Origin of the sequence: Luteimonas huabeiensis HB2, from assembly GCF_000559025.1 — a bacterium.
GTDB classification, from domain to species: Bacteria; Pseudomonadota; Gammaproteobacteria; order Xanthomonadales; family Xanthomonadaceae; genus Luteimonas; species Luteimonas huabeiensis.
Genome location: NZ_JAAN01000042.1, coordinates 1 through 16520, shown reverse-complemented (window position 1 = coordinate 16520; position 16520 = coordinate 1). Strand labels below are relative to the sequence as shown.

The window sequence follows — 16520 nt, the reverse complement described above, 5'->3', positions numbered from 1 at the left end:
GCGGACGCGTATCATCGCCGCATGCGATCGCGCGTCCGCTTCCGCTGGGCCTGGTGGCTGCTGGCCTACGTCAGTCTCGGCGTGGGGCTGGTCGGCGTGTTCGTGCCGGGCCTGCCGACCACGGTCTTCGTGCTGATCGCCGCCTGGGCCGCGGCGCGCGGTTCCGATCGCCTGCGCCGCTGGCTGCTGACGCATCCGCGCTTCGGCCCGCCGATTCGCGACTGGGAGGACCACGGCGCGGTCAGCCGCCGCGGCAAGCGGCTGGCGACCCTGGCGATGGCCGTGTGCGCCGCGATCCTGCTGCTGGTGATGCCCCTGCACGCCGCGCACCGCTGGTGGATGACCGCGCTGCCGATCGCCTGCATGGCCTGCGTCGCCCTGTGGCTGTGGCGCCGGCCCGAGCCGCCGCAGACCTGAACGCGCCGCGCGTGGCGTTCCTCGCGGCGTGGGCTGCGGCTAAACTGCCGCCATGAATCGCCTCTGCCTGCTGCCGCTGCTCGCGGCCCTCACGCTCCCGCTCGCCGCCTGCGGCAACAAGGGCGACCTGTTCCTGCCGCCGCCGCCGCAGACCGTCGTCGACGACGAGACCGGACGGCCGGTCGAGGCGACGGACGAGGCCGACGACGACGCGGACGCCACGCCGCAGGACGAGGCCGCCGACGACGCCCGGGATGCGGCCGACGAACCGGCGCAGGCCCTGCCGTTGCCGCCCCCGCCGCTGCCGGTCGAAGAGGACGACGGCGCCGGCGACGACGGCGCGTGAGCGGCGCGATGCGGCCATGAGCGGCCTGCGCTTCAGCAAGATGCACGGGGCCGGCAACGACTTCGTGGTGCTCGACCTGCGCGGCGGCCGCCCGGCGCCCGGCGCCGCCCTGTGCCGCGCGCTGGCCGATCGCCACACCGGCGTCGGCTGCGACCAGATCCTGACCGTGGAGGCGCCGCGCGAGGCCGGTTCGGTCGCCAGCTACCGCATCTGGAACGCCGACGGCTCGGCCTCCGGGCAGTGCGGCAACGGCGCGCGCTGCGTCGCCGCGTGGCTGCGCCGCGACGGTGCCGCCCCGACCGGCGCCTTCGCGCTCGACAGCCCCGCCGGCACCCATGCGGTGGAGGCGCTGCCCGACGGCCGCCTGCGCGTGGCCCTGGGCGTGCCGCGCTTCGAGCCGGCGGCGGTGCCGCTGGTCGGTTTCGACGCTGCGCGCGAGACCTACCGGTTGCGGGTCGAGGGCCGCGAGGTCGCGTTCGGCGCGGTCTCGATGGGCAATCCGCACGCGGTGATCGAAGTGCCGAGCGTGGACGACGCCCCCGTCGCCGAGCTCGGCGCGGCCCTGCAGCGGCAGCCGGCGTTCCCGGAATCGGTCAACGTCGGCTTCGCCGAGGTCGCCGGCCGCGATCGCATCCGCCTGCGCGTGTACGAGCGCGGCGTGGGCGAGACGCTCGCCTGCGGCAGCGGCGCCAGCGCCGCCGCGGCGGTGCTGGTCCGGCGCGGCCGCGTGGACCGCCGCGTGCGGGTGGAGCTGCCCGGCGGCGCGCTGGACATCGACTGGCCGGCCGACGACGCCGGACTCACCATGGCCGGACCGGCCGCTTTCGTCTTCGAGGGAGAATGGATCGCATGAGCGAGACCGGCGCCAAGCTCGGCGCGCACGAGGTCGCCGCGTGGTTGCGGCAGCATCCGAAGTTCCTGCAGCAGTTCCCGGACCTGGCGCTGACCCTGGTGGTGCCGCGCGAGGACGGCCCGGCCGCGTCGCTGGCCGGCTACCAGCTGGAGGTGCTGCGCGACAAGAACCGCGAACTGTCGCGGCGCCTGCACGAGCTGTTCGCGACCGCGCAGGAGAACGAGCGGCTGGCCGTGCGCACCCACCAGCTGACCCTCGCGCTGATGCGGCAGACCACGGCCGCCGACACGGTGCGCGCGCTGGCGGCCTCGCTGGCCGAGGACTTCGACGGCGATCTGGTGCGCATCGTGCTGTTCGCGCCGGTCGAGGGCCTGGACGACGCCGACTGGCTGCAAGTGGTCGCGCGCGACGCCTACGCGCTGCAGCCCTTCGCCGACGCGCTGAAGGACGGCGAGCCGCTGTGCGGCCGCCTGCACCCCGACAAGCAGGCGCTGCTGTACGGCGCCCGTGTCGACGAGGTGCAGTCGAGCGCGCTGCTGGCGCTGGAGGGCATCGGCCTGATCGCGGTCGGCAGCCACCAGCCGAACCGTTTCTATCCCGGCATGGGCACGCTGTTCCTGCGCATGATGGGCGACGCCTTCGCCGCGGCGCTGCGGCGCTTCGGGGACTGAGCGGAGCGGCGGACGTGGCGGCGGACGCCAGCGCGGGGCCCGGCGCGCCGCCGCCCGAGGTCGCCGCGTTCCTGCACCACCTGCAGGTCGAGAAGCGCGCCTCCGCGCACACGCTCGACGCCTACCGCCGCGATCTGGCGGCGCTGGCGGAGTGGGCCGCCGCGCAGCCCGATGCGCCCGCGCCGGCGACGCTCGCCACCGCGCAGTTGCGCGCCTTCGTCGCCGCCGAGCATCGCCGCGGGCTGTCGCCCAAGAGCCTGCAGCGGCGCCTGTCGGCCTGCCGCAGCTTCTACCGCTGGCTGCTGCGGCACGGCCGCATCGTCGCCGATCCCACCCTGGGCATCCGCGCGCCCAAGGCCGCGCGCAAGCTGCCGCAGGTGCTCGACCCCGACGAGGCCAAGGCGCTGGTGGAGGTGGACACCGCCGCGCCGCTGGGCCTGCGCGATCGCGCGATGCTGGAGCTGCTCTACTCCTCGGGCCTGCGCGTGTCGGAACTCTGCGGGCTGCGCTGGCGCGATCTCGACCTCGCCGAGGGCCTGGTGAACGTGCTCGGCAAGGGCGCCCGCCAGCGCGTGGTGCCGGTGGGCTCGCACGCCTGCCGCGCGCTCGCCGAATGGGCCGCCGAGGCCGGCGCCGCGCCGGACGCGCCGGTGTTTCCTGGCCGCGGTGGCCGGCCGATCGGCCCGCGCGCGGTGCAGCTGCGCCTGCGTGGCCTGGCGCAGCGCCAGGGCCTGTTCAAGCGCGTGCACCCGCACCTGCTGCGGCATTCCTTCGCCAGCCACGTGCTCGAATCCTCCGGCGACCTGCGCGGCGTGCAGGAGCTGCTCGGCCACGCCGACATCGCCACCACCCAGATCTACACCCACCTCGACTACCAGCACCTGGCGCGCGTCTACGACGACGCGCACCCGCGGGCGAAGCGGCGCAAGCCCTGAGCGCGCCGGTGCCTGCGTCCCGCGATGGGCGCCCGCGGGACGACGGGCGGACGGCGGCGGCGAACGGAGGGCGCAGACGTCGGTGATCGCGGTCCGGCAGCGCGCGCGGGATCGGTCCTTCCGGAGCCTGTCAGGTTTTCCGCCCAGTGCGCGTCTTCAGGACAGGTCACCCCAACAGGAGCCCGCCGACATGTCCACCGCGATCGATCTCGTCTCCCCGCTGCCCGCGTCCCCCTCCACTGCCGATCTGGGTCGCTGGCTGCGCCGCGGCTGGACGTTGCTCCGGGCCGCGCCCCTGCGCGGCTGCCTGCTGGCGTTGTCGCCGATCCTCCTGGAAGCGCTGGCGCAGGCGGTTCCCGTGGCCGGCATCGCGCTGTCGAAACTGCTGGTGCCGCTCGCTTCGGCCTGGGTGCTGGCGCTGCTGCACCAGCGCGCCACGTGCGGCCAATGGCGCGTGCGCGATGCGGGCAGGCAATGGTGGCGGCGGCTTCCGGCGCTGGCGATGCTGGCCGTGGCGATGGCCGCGCTGGTGTTCGGCTTCCAGATGCTGGTGCTGATGGCGATCGCCGGCGCCGACCAGGCCTGGGCGGTGGCGGTGGGCGACGTCGGCGCGGTCCGGCTCGACCGCTGGCAGGTCGCCGGCATGCTGGTCTCCGGGATGCTGCCGGCCCTCGTCCTGCTGTTCGTGCCGGGCCAGGTGCTGTTTTCCGGGCGCTCGGTGACCGCGGCGTTCGGCGACGGCATGCGTGCGCTGGTGCGTTATCGCGTTCCGGCGCTCGGGCTGGTGGCGTCGGCCGCGCCGGTCCTGGCCCTGGTGGTGTGGTGGCCGCCGGTGCTGGTGCTGTATCTGCCGCTCTGGCTGTACGTCAGCTACGCGGCATGGAAAGACGTGTTCGCGCGCCCCGGCAGGGATCGCGTCGGTTGAGCGGGCCGGATGCCGCCGCAGTCCTCGCCGAGCATGGCGCGTTCCTGCGTCGCCTGGCCTCGGGCTACGAACGCAACCGCAGCGACCAGGAGGAACTGGTGCAGGAGATGGCGATCGCGGTGTGGCGTTCCCTGCCGAAGTACCGCGGGGACGGCAGCCTGAAGGGGTTCGTCGCCAAGGTGGCGCAGTTCGCGGCGCTCGAGCGCCTGCGCCGCCGGCGTCCGGCGCACGATGACGGCGATGCGCTGGACCGGTTGGAAGCGCCCGGGCCCGGGCCGGAGCGGCAGTTCGAGGCGCAGCAACGGCAACGCCGGTTGATGGCGGCGGTGTCGCAGTTGCCGCTCGGGCAGCGCGAGTGCGTGTTGCTGGCGCTGGAAGGGTTCGGCAACGGCGAAATCGCCGGGATCCTCGGCATCCAGGCCAACACGGTCGACCAGCGATTGAGCCGTGCGCGCGCGCTCCTGCGCGCACGATTGGAGACGACGCATGCGTGAGGACGATTGGGCCGAACTGGGTTGCGACTGGCGCGCGAGCGATGCCGCCGAGTCGCCCGAACTGGCGGCGCGGGTGCGGCGCGCGCTGCGCCGGCGCAGGCTCGGCCTGTATCTGGAACTCGCCGGCACGGCGCTCGCGTTGCTGGTGGTCGCGTTCGCGTTCGCCCGCGGCCAGGGGGGCAGTGGCGAGGCGGCCTGGCTGGCCGGCTTCGCGGTCATCGTGGTGACCTGGCAACTGCTGAATGTCGCCACCCGCCATGCGTTCGGTCTGTTCGTCGCACCCGATGCCGGCCTCGCCGGCTGGATCGAGGCCGAGCGGCGCCGGGCACGCTATGTCGTCGCCTACCACTGGCTCGGCCTGGGCGGGGGCGTGCTGGTGCTGGCGTGGGCGCAACGAACCCTCGGGATCCTCGACGATCCGTCCGCGGCCCGGCTGTGCGCGGTCGCCATGCTCGGGTTGCTGGCCTGGACCATCGCGCGCACGCTTCGGCTCCGGCGGCGCCTGGCGCGCCTGCTGCAGGAGCGCCGGGCGCTGGAGGACTGACGCCGCGGCGATGGTGGCGGCGGCGCCTGCCGGACGTGCGGGTTGAACTTCCCGGCCGGGTCCCCAATTCGGGTGGACACTCCCGGAGGCCGCATGGACCCCAGCCAGAACCCGCACGTCTTCCACGCCACCACCATCGTCTCGGTGCGCCGCGGCGACCGCGTCGCCATCGCCGGCGACGGCCAGGTCACCCTGGGCAACACGGTGATGAAGGCCAATGCGCGCAAGGTGCGCCGCCTGGGCGATCAGGGCCAGGTGCTGGCGGGTTTCGCCGGCGCCGCCGCCGACGCCTTCACCCTGTTCGAGCTGTTCGAATCGAAGCTGCAGAAGCACGGTCAGCTCGTGCGCGCGGCGGTGGAGCTGGCCAAGGACTGGCGCACCGAGCGCCGCTTCGGGAAGCTCGAGGCGCTGCTGGCGGTGGCCGACCGCGAGACCTCGCTGATCGTCAGCGGCACCGGCGACGTCATCGAGCCCGAGGACGGCCTGGTCGCGATCGGCTCCGGCGGCCCCTACGCGCTGTCGGCCGCGCGCGCGCTGCTGGCCCACACCGAGCTCGACGCCCGTGCCGTCGCCACCGAGGCGCTCAACATCGCCGGCGACATCTGCATCTACACCAACCGCAACGTGGTGGTCGAAGAACTGTGATCCGGGATACGGGATCGGGGATTCGCGAGAGTCCGCATCCCGCTTCCTCGCATCGCCGACCTTCGATCCGACCCCCGCCCCGCCAATGAATCCCGGATCCCCCATGACCCATCCCGGCTCTTCCACCATGACCCCGCGCGAGATCGTGCAGGAGCTCGATCGCCACATCGTCGGCCAGCAGGCGGCCAAGCGCGCGGTCGCGATCGCGCTGCGCAACCGCTGGCGCCGCATGCAGCTCGACGACGGGCTGCGCAACGAGGTGATGCCGAAGAACATCCTGATGATCGGCCCGACCGGCGTGGGCAAGACCGAGATCGCGCGCCGGCTGGCCACGCTGGCCAACGCGCCGTTCGTCAAGGTCGAGGCCACCCGCTTCACCGAGGTCGGCTACGTCGGCAAGGACGTCGAGCAGATCGTGCGCGATCTCGCCGACACCGCGGTCAAGCTGTACCGCGAGCAGGCCAAGCAGCGCGTGCGCACCCGCGCCGAGGAGCGCGCCGAGGACCGCATCCTGGACGCGCTGCTGCCGCGCCGCGAGTCGGCGCCGCCGGCGTTCGGCTTCAACACCCAGACCACGATCGACATCGGCGAGGAGCCGTCGCGGCAGGAATCGGAGACGCGGCAGAAGCTGCGCCGGCAGTTGCGCGCGGGCGAGCTGGACGAGCGCGAGATCGAGCTGGAACTGTCGATGAAGGTCGGCGTGGACATCATGGCGCCGCCCGGCATGGAGGAAATGGGCCAGCAGCTGCGGCAGATGTTCGCGAACCTCGCCGGCGGCCGGACCCAGTCGCGCAAGCTCAGCATCCGCGCCGCGCGTCCGCAGCTGATCGAGGAGGAGGCCGCCAAACTGATCAACGAGGACGAGGTGCGCGAGGCGGCGATCGAAGCCTGCGAGCAGCACGGCATCGTCTTCATCGACGAGATCGACAAGGTCGCCAAGCGCGGCGAACACGTCGGCGGCGGCGACGTCAGCCGCGAAGGCGTGCAGCGCGACCTGCTGCCGCTGGTGGAAGGCTCCACCGTGAGCACCAAGTACGGCCCGGTGAAGACCGACCACATCCTCTTCATCGCCTCCGGCGCCTTCCACCTCGCCAAGCCCAGCGACCTGATTCCCGAACTGCAGGGCCGCTTTCCGATCCGGGTGGAACTGACCGCGCTGACCAAGGACGACTTCGTGCGCATCCTGACCGAGCCGAAGGCCGCGCTGACCACGCAGTACGTGGAACTGATGAAGACCGAGGGCGTGGAACTGCGCTTCGAGGACGAGGCGATCGACCGCATCGCCGAGATCGCCGCCCAGGTCAACGAGCGCCAGGAGAATATCGGCGCGCGCCGCCTGCACACCGTGCTCGAGCGGCTGCTCGACGGCCTCAGCTTCGAGGCCCCGGACCGCGGCGGCAGCGTGACCATCGACCGCGCCTACGTGGACGCGCAACTGGGCGAACTGGTGCAGGACCAGGATCTGAGCCGCTACATCCTGTGAGCGGCGCGGCCGGCTTGCGCGTGGCGCTCGCCGGCCGCCATGCTGTGCGGGCGGTCGCCCCGGCCGCAGGCCACCCGCCGCGATGCGCATCCAGCACGACCCCGGTATCGACGACCCGCGCGTGATCGCGCTGCTCGAGGCCCACCTGCGCGCGCTGGCGCCGACCGCGCCGGCCGAGAGCCGGCACGCGCTCGATCTCGACGGCCTGCGGCGGCCAGAGATCGCCTTCTGGACGGCGTGGGAAGGCGAGGCGCTGCTGGGCTGCGGCGCGCTGCAGGCGCTGGGCGCCGGCCACGGTGAGATCAAGTCGATGCGTACCGCCGACGCGCACCTGCGCCGCGGCGTGGCGGCACGGCTGCTGGCGCACATCGTCGAGGAGGCGCGCCGGCGCGGCTATGCACGGCTCAGCCTGGAGACCGGATCGATGGCCTACTTCGAGCCGGCGCGCCGCCTGTACGCCGCCGCGGGCTTCGTGCCGTGCCCGCCGTTCGGCCGCTACCGCGAAGACCCCAACAGCGTTTTCATGACGCTGGATCTGCGGGCGCCGGCGACCGCCGCAGCGGCCGCCACGCCAGCGAGCTGACGGCCCCGGCGTCCGAGGGCCGCGGCGCGCTCTTTTCCGTCGGCGCGCCGCGCGCCGCGCCATGGCGGCCACGTGTCCGCTGCGGCATGCTGGCGCACGATGCCGCCCGTTCGGCGCGAGGAATCTCCGGATGTCCGCCAGCCCAGACGGCGCCGCTGCGACGAGTGCGCCGCGGCGCGACGCCTATCCCGATGCGCTGCGCGCCGGCGCCTTGCTGGTGGTGGTGTTCGGCCACTGGATCGCCACCCTGCCGAGGGTGCAGGACGGCCGGCTGGCCGGCACCGAACACCTGCTGCGGGTCTGGGACGCCGCCGGCGCGCTGACCTGGCTGGTGCAGGTGGTGCCGCTGTTCGTGTTCGTCTCGGCGGCGGTAAGCGCTGATGGCGTCGAGCGGCGGCTGCGCGAGGGCGGTTCGCAACGGCGCTGGTGGGCCGGGCGCGCGCTGGGCCTGGCACGGCCGACGACCACCTATCTCGCGGTGCTGGCGGCGCTGGCGCTGGCCGGCCTGTGGACCGGCGGGCGCCTGCTCGAACCGTTCAACCACTCGCTCACCATCCACCTGTGGTTCCTGGTCATGCTGCTCGCGGTGCAGGCGCTGCTGCCGCTGTGCGTGCGCGCCGACCGCCGCTTCGGCCTGAAGGCGGTGGCGGCGCTGGTGGTCGCCGCGGCGGTCGCCGACCTGTTGCGCGCCGGCGTGCGCGGACCCGGCGACCTGCTCGCGCTCGGCGCGCGCGTCGACGCCGCGCCGGGCGGCATCGGCTGGCTCAACATGCTGACCGTCTGGCTGCTGCCGCAGCAGTTGGGCATCGCCTGGCGGCGCGGGCGCCTGGGCGGCGCCGGCCACGGCGCGGCGCTGCTGCTGATCGGTGCGCTCTGGCTGGCGGCCGCGATCGCCAGCGGCTACCCGGTGGCGATGGTGGGCGTGGCGCTGGCCGGCAACAACATGCTGCCGCCCACGCTCGCGCTGGTCGGCGTGATGTGGCTGCAGGCCGGCGCGGTGCTGCTGTGCGAGCAGCCCGCGCGCCGGTTCCTGGAACGGCACGCGGTCTCGCGCGCGATCGCGGTGCTCGGCGCGCTCGGCATGCCGCTGTACCTGTGGCACAAGCTCGCCGAGGTGCCGGCCGCATGGCTCGGCGAACGGCTCGGCGCGCCCATCGACGCCGGCGATCCGGGCCAGCCCGGGTTCTGGCTCGGCCGCCTGTGCTGGCTGGCGCTGTGCGCGGCGACGCTGGCGCCGGTGATGGCGGCCGCGGTCGCGTTCGAGCTGCGGCGCCGGCGGCGGCTGCAACCGGCGGCCGGCAGCCTCGCCATCGCCGCTGGCGGCGCGGCGCTGTTCGCCGGCCTCGCCGCCGCGTTGCTGCTGGGCGCCGCGCCCGGCGCGTTCGTGGCCGTGGCCTGCGTCGGCGCGGCCTCGTGGCTGCTGCGCGCGCATCCGCAGCCTGTGCGTCCGTGATGCAATGGATGCAATCCATGTGCTCCATCGCTGGGGCTTGCGGGAGGTCTTGACTGGCTCTCGGCCCGTGCGAAAGATTCAAGGCCGAGCTCAGCAAGGAACGCTGCGATGACCCAGCGCCCCGGCCCCATCGCCACTCTCGCACCGCCGCTGGCCGCCGCGCTGCTGGCCGCTTGCGCCCACGGCGCCGCCCCGTCCTCTTCGACCCCGATACCGGAGTCCGCCACCATGTCGCCTCCCGAAGCCGCTGCGCCCGCCGCGCAGCCGACGCTCACCGCCGAGCAGGCCCTGACCCGGCTGCTCGAGCTGATCCGCACCACCGAATCGGTGCGGGAGTTCACGCCGGAGAGGCTGGAAAGCGGATTCGGGCTGCCGATCTGGCACGGGCAAGGGGGGCAGTATGGCGTCGGCGAGCAAGTTACGACCGATTGGTGCTACTCGGTCGAGTTCTATACCGTTTCGAATAACGGAGTTCGTCTACGCCTGATGTTTTATCCGGTCGCTACGGGATCGTTTCCGGATATGACCGCAATTTGCGGGCTGGATTTCGGGTCTTTTTCCGCTGCGCTTGAAGACATGGGCTTCTCGAACGAGCCCAGCTACGGGGAGCATGGGCGTCTGATGAGCCATGTCTTCGATCGCCCGGGAATGCGCGTGGAGGTATTTCCCCGAGGTGAGGCGAACGAAACTCTGGAAAAGATCAAGCATCGCTGCGTCAACATGGTCATCATTTCCCCACGCTGACGAGGACGCGCCATGCCGACGCTCAGTCCGCAGTTCGAATCGCTGCTCGTGGTCTTGTCGCGGCGGACACAGGCATCGGTGACGGCGCTTGTTCGTACCTGCGCGGGCGTCACCAGGCTCGGCTACCAAGGGGAAGAATGCGCAACGCAGGATGTCTTGACTGGCTCTCGGTCGGTGCGGAAGACACCATGTCGAGCCCAGCAAGGAACGCTGCGATGACCCAGCGCCCCGGCCCCATCGCCACTCTCGCACCGCCGCTGGCCGCCGCGCTGTTGGCCGCCTGCGCCCACGGCGCCGCCCCGTCCTCTTCGACCCCGGCCCAGGAATCCGCCGCCATGTCGCCTCCCGAAACCGCTGCGTCCGCCGTGCAGCCGACGCTCACCGCCGAGCAGGCCCTGACCCGGCTGCTCGAGCTCATCCGCACCACTGGATCGGTGCAGGAGTTCACCCCTAAGAAGTTGCAGGACACCTTCGGGCTGCCGGTATGGACGGACGAAAACCGATACGGATTCGGCGAAAGACTCAACTCAGAGTGGTCGCATGGAGGCATGATCTACAAGGAGCCGAATGGAAGCTTCAGATTCAGCTATAGCGTGGATCTGGTGGGGGGCGATCCGTTCATCGCGATGACCGAGGTTTGCCAGATGGACTTCGCTAAATTTTCGGCGCATTTGGAAGGCATGGGATTCTCGAGCGAGCCCAACTATGGCGAGCATGGTCGTTTGATGAGTCATCTTTTCGACCGTCCGGGGATGCGGGTGGAAGTCTTTCCCCGGGGCGAGGCGAACGACACGCTGGAGAGAATCAAGCATAAGTGCGTCAAGATGGTCATCGTGCCTGGTGGATCGGTTCGATACCGCCATCGCGCAGGGGTATCTCAAGCAGATCGCGCCGCTCGCCCATGCCAATGCAGGAGGCGAGTACGATCCCGCGAGCAAGACCATCCGGCTGCCGCTGGCCAAGTTGAACACGCCACCCGACGTGGCCGACCTGACCTCCGTGATGGGGCACGAGCTGCAGCATGGCTTCAACGCCGAGGCGGTGCGCCAGGCGTTGGTGGCGTTCTCAACGCAAGTAGAGAGCGTAGCCACCAGCTCCGGCCCGGTACACGACTACCCCGCAGCCACGGCGGACATGCTGGCGGCCCGTCGGCGCAACGAGACGCATGGGGAAATCGGAAGCGTCTTGACTGGCTGTCGGAAGAAGCGAAAGACTCCAGGCCGAGCCCGGCAAGGAATGCTGCGATGACCCAAAGCCCCGGTCCCCTCGCCATCCTCACGCTGCCGCTGGCCGCGGCGCTGTTGGCCGCCTGCGCCCACGGCGCCGCGCCGTCTGTTTCGATCCCGGCACAGGAGTCCGCCGCCATGTCGCCTCCCGAAACCACTGCGCCCGCCGTGCAGCCGATGCTCACCGCGGAGCAGGCCCTGACCCGGCTGCTCGAACTGATCCGCACGACCGAAACGGTACGGGAGTTCACGCCGGAGAGGTTGAGGGAAGCATTTGGTCTTGAGGTCTGGAAGGATGGACCCGAGCGGTATGGATTCGGCGAAAGACTAACCTTGGACTGGTCTCACGGCGGCTTGGTCTACAAAGACCTGAGTGGGCGGTCTGGATTCCGCTATAGCCTCACTCCGAGGGGGGGTGATCCATCACTCTCCATGGTCGATGTTTGCCGAATGGATTTCCCGACGTTCTCTGCGGGATTGGAGGCGCTTGGCTTCTCGAGTTCACCAAGCTACGGCGAGCATGACCGTTTGATGAGCCACATCTTCGACCGCCCGGGGATGCGCGTCGAGGTTGTTCCCGAAGGCGAGCGAGTCTGGACGGAAGAGCGAGGCGGGGGGCGTACTTGCGTCAAGATGGTCATCGTGACCGGGCGTTGCCCCGCACCATGTGGACAACCTGCGCGGCATCCTCGAGGGCTCGCCGGACCTGGTGGATCGGTTCGATACCGCCATCGCGCAGGGGCATCTCAAGCAGATCGCGCCGCTCGCCCATGCCAATGCGGGCGGAGAGTACGACCCCGCAAGCAAGACCATCCGGCTGCCGCTGGCCAAATTAAACACGCCGCCTGACGTAGGCGACCTGACCTTCGTGATGGGGCACGAACTGCAGCATGGCTTCAACGCCGAGGCGGTGCGTCAGGCGTCGATGGCGTTCTCAAAGCAAGTAGAGAACGTGGCCACCAGCTCCGGCCCGGTACATGATTACACCCCTGCCACGGCAGACATGTTGTTGGTCCATCGACGCAATGAAGCTGATGCACAAGTTGCGGGCTGGAATGCGGTCGTCAGCGCGGTAAAAGTCGAGAGCGCGAATCCTTCCCTTGGCGAAATCTATGACAAGGCCGATCAGCGGATGATGGATTTCATCGTAGAGGGCACAGGGGATAGTCCACCGACCTACACCCTCAAACCCGGTCTCACCCTCAACCCCGACATGACCATGCCCACGACGCCGGAGAACCTGGAGGCGATGGGCCGACACTACTTCGACAAGCCGCCGAGGCAACCCGGCGGCCTCGGCCCCCAGGGCAGCGCCGACTACGTCAATTACTACGCCGCGAGCCTGGTGAGTTTCGTGGCGCAGCGCGAGCGACATCACAATCCGCCCCAGCCGGGCGTGGAGGCGCCGCGGATGACCTTCGACATGACCCGGTTGCGGTTGTCGGAGAAGCTGCTGGAGGTGCGGTGGAACTGCAGGCGGAGGTGCTGGAGGCGCTGCGCCAGGTCGAGATCAGTTCCTGCGGCGGTCGCGCCTGCATCCGGGTGGACGCGCGGGCGCCGACCTGGCGCAACGGCGATGGGGAATACGTCCTGGTCGACGGGCGGTAGTCCGTTCCTCCGCCGCGTCCGGCGCCTAGTCCTCGCCGATGTCCTCGTTCCACAGCGCCGGGTTGGCGGCGATCCACTCGCGCATCATGTCGATGCAGCGCGCGTCGGCGAGATCGATCACCCGCACGCCCGCCTCGCGCAGCCAGTCGGCGCCGCCGGCGAAGTTCACCGACTCGCCGATCACCACCGTGCCGATGCCGAACTGGCGCACCAGCCCGCTGCAGTACCAGCACGGCGACAGCGTGGTGACCATGATCGTGTCGCGGTACGAGCGCTGGCGGCCGGCCTTGCGGAAGGCGTCGGTCTCGCCGTGGATGGAGGGATCGCCCTCCTGCACGCGGCGATTGTGGCCGCAGCCCAGCAGCCGGCCATCGGCATGGTAGAGGGCGGCGCCGATCGGGATGCCGCCCTCGGCGAGGCCGGCGCGGGCCTCGGCCAGCGCGGTGTCGAGCAGGGCGCGGTAGTCGGGGGTGGCGATCATGGCGGCGGCGCGGCGGGAACGATGCGGCAGTGTCGCACGCCGGCCCGCGGCGCGTCCGGGCGCCGCCGGCGCGGGGGTGCGATAATCGGCCCATGAACGAATCCCCAGAACCCGGCGACACCACCCACTTCGGCTTCCGCGACGTTCCGCGGGCGGAAAAGCAGAAGCTGGTCGGCCAGGTGTTTTCCTCGGTCGCGCGCAACTACGACCTGATGAACGACCTGATGAGCCTGGGCATCCACCGGGCCTGGAAGCGTTATTTCACGGCCACCGCGCAGGTCAAGCGCGGCGACCGCGTGCTCGACCTCGCCGGCGGCACCGGCGACATCGCGGCGCTGCTGTCGAGCCGGGTCGGCGAGACGGGCGGGATCGTGCTGGGCGACATCAACGGCGAGATGCTGCGCGTGGGCCGCGACCGCATGACCGACCGCGGGCGCGTGCGCGGGCTGGAATACGTGCAGTGCAACGCCGAGGCGCTGCCGTTCCCCGACGGCAGCTTCGACCTGGTGACCATCGCCTTCGGCCTGCGCAACGTGACCGACAAGGATGCCGCCCTGCGCGAGATGCTGCGGGTGCTGAAGGTGGGCGGGCAGGCGCGGGTGCTGGAGTTCTCCGAGGTGAAGGCGGAGTGGTTCCGGCCGCTGTACGACTTCCACTCCTTCCAGGTGCTGCCGCGCCTGGGCAAGCTGTTCGCCAACGATGCGCAGAGCTACCAGTACCTCGCCGAATCGATCCGCAAGCACCCGCCGCAGGAGGCGCTGAAGGCGATGATGCAGGCGGCCGGTTTCGCCCGCGCCCGCTACCGCAATCTCTCCGGCGGGATCGTGGCCATCCACGACGGCTACAAGGCCTGAGGAGCGCGGGAGCGACCGGTCCGGCCGGCGGCGTAGAATGGCGCGTCCCCCGGCACGGAACCTCCCGATGCGATCAATCCAGTCCGCCGCATGGGCGCTGGCCCTGGCCGTTCTCGCCCTGGCCGGCTGCTCCCGCGAGCCCAGCCCCGACGCCGCCACCCCCGTTCCGACGAAGGAGACGGCCGTGGCCGCCGACCGCGACGAACACTCCTACGCCGAGCCGACCCAGGTCGTCGTCGACGACCTCGCGCTCGACCTCGACCTCGACTTCGACAGCCGCACCCTCGCCGGCACCGCCACCTATACCCTCGACTGGAAGGACGACAACGCCACCGAGCTGGTGCTCGATACGCGCGCGCTGACCATCGAGCGCGTGGAGGGCGAGGCGGACGGGCAATGGAGCCCGCTGCAGTTCGCGCTCGACGCGCCGCACCTGACCCTGGGCAGCCGGCTGGCGATCCAGGTGCCGCAGCGCAACGCGCGGGTGCGGGTGACCTACCGCACCTCGCCCGAGGCGTCCGGCCTGCAGTGGCTGACCCCGGAGATGACCGAGGGCAAGCGCTTGCCCTTCATGTTCAGCCAGTCGCAACAGATCCACGCGCGCAGCTGGGTGCCGCTGCAGGACACGCCGGCGGTGCGCTACACCTACTCGGCGACCATCCGCACGCGCCCCGACGTGATGGTGCTGATGAGCGCCGACAACGATCCGGCCGCGCAGCGCGACGGCGAGTACGCGTTCCGCATGCCGCAGCGCATTCCCTCGTACCTGATGGCGATCGCCGCCGGCGACCTGGTGTTCGAGCCGATCTCGGCGCGTTCGGGCGTGTGGGCGGAGCCGGCGATGGTCGAGCGCGCGGTGGCCGAGTTCGCCGACACCGAGAAGATGATCGCCGCCACCGAGGCGCTGTACGGCCCGTACCGATGGGAGCGCTACGACCTGCTGGTGCTGCCGCCGTCGTTCCCCTACGGCGGCATGGAGAACCCGCGCCTGTCCTTCATCACCCCGACGGTGATCGTGGGCGACAAGTCGCTGGTCTCGCTGATCGCCCACGAACTGGCGCACAGCTGGTCCGGCAACCTGGTCACCTTCGCCAGCGCCAAGCACGGCTGGCTCAACGAGGGCGTGACCAGCTACGTCGAGAACCGCATCGTCGAGGCGCTGTACGGCAAGGAGTTCAGCGACATGGAGTTCGTCATCGCCCGCGAGGCGCTGAAGGACAACATCGGCGACATGCCCGAGGCGACCCAGGCGCTGGCGGTGAAGCCCGGCACCGAGCTCGACGCCGACGACGCGCTGAGCGCGGTGGCCTACGACAAGGGGGCGTGGTTCCTGCAGTTCCTGGAGGAGCGCTACGGCCGCGAGACCTTCGACGCGTTCCTGCGCGGCTACTTCGACCACTTCGCCTTCCAGAGCGTGACCACCGAGCAGTTCCTGGCCTACGCCAAGGAGCACCTGTTCGATCCGAATCCCGGCAAGACCACCGAGGCCGAGATCCAGGAATGGGTCTACGCGCCCGGCATCCCGGCGTCCGCGCCGCAGGTGATGTCGCCGCGGCTGGGGCTGGTGGACTCGGCGCGGCTGGCCTGGCTGGGCAGCGCGCAGTTGCCGCCGCAGCAACTGACCGCCGAGTGGACCACGCAGGAATGGATCCATTTCCTGGAGGGCCTGCCGCCCACGCTCAGCCAGGAGCAGATGGCGCAGCTCGACACCGCCTACGCCTTCACCGGCACCCCCAACGGCGAGCTGGCGATGCGCTGGTACCCGCTGGCGGTGCGCAGCGGCTACATGCTGGCCTTCGAGCCGATGACCCAGTTCCTGCAGACCGTGGGCCGGCGCAAGCTGATCCTGCCGATCTACGCCGCGCTGGTGGAAACGCCGGAGGGCCTGGCGCTGGCGCGCGAGGTGTTCGAGCGCGCGCGGCCGGGCAGCCATCCGATCACCGCGGCCTCGGTGCAGCGGATCATCGACGAGGCCAAGCCGAAGCCGGCCGCGCCAGCCGGCGCGGAAGCGCCGGAGGCGCCGGTCGATCCGGCCGATGCGCAAGCGACGGGCGGCTGAGCGCGGCCGCTAGGGCGTATCGACGCTCGGTGCGCCCAGGCGATTTCCGCCCCCGCAAGCGGGGTGCGTGTTGTTTTTCCCTTCCCCCGCAAGCGGGGAGCATGTTGTTTTTCCCTTCCCCCGCGAGCGGGGAGCATGTTGTTTTTCCCTTCCCCCGCGAGCGGGGGAAGGTGCCGAAGGCGGATGGGGGCACGCCGCA

Annotated in this window: 18 protein-coding genes; 17 read left to right on the top strand and 1 reads right to left on the bottom strand. The window is 71.1% G+C overall.

All coding sequences use genetic code 11. The annotated features are described in order from the left end of the window. The first annotated feature begins 21 nt into the window (after positions 1–21). The 15 genes from Z164_RS0116660 to Z164_RS22835 all read left to right on the top strand — a co-directional run bounded on the left by Z164_RS0116660 (position 22) and on the right by Z164_RS22835 (position 12927). Positions 22–417 carry a YbaN family protein gene (locus Z164_RS0116660; RefSeq protein WP_024891813.1) on the top strand — a complete coding sequence of 132 codons (396 nt, stop codon included), beginning with the start codon at positions 22–24 and terminating at the stop codon, positions 415–417. Between the two features lie 52 nt (positions 418–469). Continuing rightward, positions 470–763: an LPS translocon maturation chaperone LptM gene (gene lptM / locus Z164_RS21495; RefSeq protein ID WP_052338496.1), complete on the top strand. Its 294-nt coding sequence runs from the start codon at positions 470–472 to the stop codon at positions 761–763. Positions 764–779: 16 nt separating this feature from the next. After that, the gene (dapF, locus tag Z164_RS0116650) at positions 780–1616 is read left to right on the top strand and encodes a diaminopimelate epimerase (protein WP_024891811.1); all 837 of its coding nucleotides are present in this window, start codon (positions 780–782) and stop codon (positions 1614–1616) included. Continuing rightward, positions 1613–2287: a DUF484 family protein gene (locus Z164_RS0116645; RefSeq protein WP_024891810.1), complete on the top strand. Its 675-nt coding sequence runs from the start codon at positions 1613–1615 to the stop codon at positions 2285–2287. The genes dapF and Z164_RS0116645 overlap by 4 nt, the downstream gene beginning before the upstream one ends. A gap of 14 nt (positions 2288–2301) precedes the next feature. Beyond that, on the top strand, positions 2302–3222 hold the full coding sequence (gene xerC, locus Z164_RS0116640; protein ID WP_024891809.1) for a tyrosine recombinase XerC: 921 nt from the start codon (positions 2302–2304) through the stop codon (positions 3220–3222). Between the two features lie 190 nt (positions 3223–3412). Beyond that, a complete protein-coding gene (locus tag Z164_RS22845; RefSeq protein WP_024891808.1) occupies positions 3413–4147 on the top strand; it encodes a hypothetical protein in 735 nt (244 codons plus the stop codon). Beyond that, on the top strand, positions 4144–4641 hold the full coding sequence (locus tag Z164_RS22840) for an RNA polymerase sigma factor (protein ID WP_024891807.1): 498 nt from the start codon (positions 4144–4146) through the stop codon (positions 4639–4641). The genes Z164_RS22845 and Z164_RS22840 overlap by 4 nt, the downstream gene beginning before the upstream one ends. Then, the gene (locus Z164_RS0116625; RefSeq protein WP_024891806.1) at positions 4634–5185 is read left to right on the top strand and encodes a hypothetical protein; all 552 of its coding nucleotides are present in this window, start codon (positions 4634–4636) and stop codon (positions 5183–5185) included. Before Z164_RS22840 ends, Z164_RS0116625 begins: the two co-directional genes overlap by 8 nt. A gap of 93 nt (positions 5186–5278) precedes the next feature. Then, positions 5279–5830, top strand: coding sequence for an ATP-dependent protease subunit HslV (hslV, locus tag Z164_RS0116620; RefSeq protein WP_024891805.1), 552 nt, complete (start codon positions 5279–5281; stop codon positions 5828–5830). Between the two features lie 103 nt (positions 5831–5933). Continuing rightward, on the top strand, positions 5934–7313 hold the full coding sequence (gene hslU / locus Z164_RS0116615; RefSeq protein ID WP_024891804.1) for an ATP-dependent protease ATPase subunit HslU: 1380 nt from the start codon (positions 5934–5936) through the stop codon (positions 7311–7313). An 82-nt stretch (positions 7314–7395) separates the two neighbouring features. Then, positions 7396–7896: a GNAT family N-acetyltransferase gene (locus Z164_RS0116610; protein ID WP_024891803.1), complete on the top strand. Its 501-nt coding sequence runs from the start codon at positions 7396–7398 to the stop codon at positions 7894–7896. Positions 7897–8026: 130 nt separating this feature from the next. Next, on the top strand, positions 8027–9349 hold the full coding sequence (locus Z164_RS0116605) for an acyltransferase family protein (protein WP_024891802.1): 1323 nt from the start codon (positions 8027–8029) through the stop codon (positions 9347–9349). A 108-nt stretch (positions 9350–9457) separates the two neighbouring features. Beyond that, positions 9458–10093, top strand: a complete 636-nt coding sequence (locus Z164_RS0116600) for a hypothetical protein (protein WP_024891801.1) — start codon at positions 9458–9460, stop codon at positions 10091–10093. Between the two features lie 215 nt (positions 10094–10308). After that, the gene (locus tag Z164_RS22630) at positions 10309–12168 is read left to right on the top strand and encodes a hypothetical protein (protein WP_152540987.1); all 1860 of its coding nucleotides are present in this window, start codon (positions 10309–10311) and stop codon (positions 12166–12168) included. Positions 12169–12783: 615 nt separating this feature from the next. Then, complete coding sequence (locus tag Z164_RS22835) at positions 12784–12927, top strand: hypothetical protein (RefSeq protein ID WP_160170699.1); 144 nt, start codon at positions 12784–12786, stop codon at positions 12925–12927. 25 nt (positions 12928–12952) lie between these two features. Here the strand turns inward: Z164_RS22835 and Z164_RS0116580 are convergent, their stop codons facing one another. Further along, positions 12953–13408, bottom strand: a complete 456-nt coding sequence (locus Z164_RS0116580) for a nucleoside deaminase (RefSeq protein WP_024891799.1) — start codon at positions 13406–13408, stop codon at positions 12953–12955. 92 nt (positions 13409–13500) lie between these two features. Here Z164_RS0116580 and ubiE point away from each other — a divergent pair, with 92 nt between their 5' ends. Next, positions 13501–14262 (top strand): bifunctional demethylmenaquinone methyltransferase/2-methoxy-6-polyprenyl-1,4-benzoquinol methylase UbiE, encoded by a 762-nt coding sequence (gene ubiE / locus Z164_RS0116575; RefSeq protein WP_024891798.1) that lies wholly within the window; start codon positions 13501–13503, stop codon positions 14260–14262. A gap of 67 nt (positions 14263–14329) precedes the next feature. Continuing rightward, entirely contained in the window at positions 14330–16321 is a 1992-nt protein-coding gene (locus tag Z164_RS0116570) for a M1 family metallopeptidase (RefSeq protein ID WP_043690583.1), read from the top strand. Positions 16322–16520: the final 199 nt, after the last annotated feature.

Coding starts and splice junctions, on each gene's coding strand:
- Z164_RS0116660 (WP_024891813.1), top strand. CDS start 22: ATGCGATCGCGCGTCCGCTTCCGCTGGGCCTGGTGGCTGCTGGCCTAC.
- lptM (WP_052338496.1), top strand. CDS start 470: ATGAATCGCCTCTGCCTGCTGCCGCTGCTCGCGGCCCTCACGCTCCCG.
- dapF (WP_024891811.1), top strand. CDS start 780: ATGAGCGGCCTGCGCTTCAGCAAGATGCACGGGGCCGGCAACGACTTC.
- Z164_RS0116645 (WP_024891810.1), top strand. CDS start 1,613: ATGAGCGAGACCGGCGCCAAGCTCGGCGCGCACGAGGTCGCCGCGTGG.
- Z164_RS22845 (WP_024891808.1), top strand. CDS start 3,413: ATGTCCACCGCGATCGATCTCGTCTCCCCGCTGCCCGCGTCCCCCTCC.
- Z164_RS0116625 (WP_024891806.1), top strand. CDS start 4,634: ATGCGTGAGGACGATTGGGCCGAACTGGGTTGCGACTGGCGCGCGAGC.
- hslV (WP_024891805.1), top strand. CDS start 5,279: ATGGACCCCAGCCAGAACCCGCACGTCTTCCACGCCACCACCATCGTC.
- hslU (WP_024891804.1), top strand. CDS start 5,934: ATGACCCATCCCGGCTCTTCCACCATGACCCCGCGCGAGATCGTGCAG.
- Z164_RS0116610 (WP_024891803.1), top strand. CDS start 7,396: ATGCGCATCCAGCACGACCCCGGTATCGACGACCCGCGCGTGATCGCG.
- Z164_RS0116605 (WP_024891802.1), top strand. CDS start 8,027: ATGTCCGCCAGCCCAGACGGCGCCGCTGCGACGAGTGCGCCGCGGCGC.
- Z164_RS0116600 (WP_024891801.1), top strand. CDS start 9,458: ATGACCCAGCGCCCCGGCCCCATCGCCACTCTCGCACCGCCGCTGGCC.
- Z164_RS22630 (WP_152540987.1), top strand. CDS start 10,309: ATGACCCAGCGCCCCGGCCCCATCGCCACTCTCGCACCGCCGCTGGCC.
- Z164_RS0116580 (WP_024891799.1), bottom strand. CDS start 13,408: ATGATCGCCACCCCCGACTACCGCGCCCTGCTCGACACCGCGCTGGCC.
- ubiE (WP_024891798.1), top strand. CDS start 13,501: ATGAACGAATCCCCAGAACCCGGCGACACCACCCACTTCGGCTTCCGC.
- Z164_RS0116570 (WP_043690583.1), top strand. CDS start 14,330: ATGCGATCAATCCAGTCCGCCGCATGGGCGCTGGCCCTGGCCGTTCTC.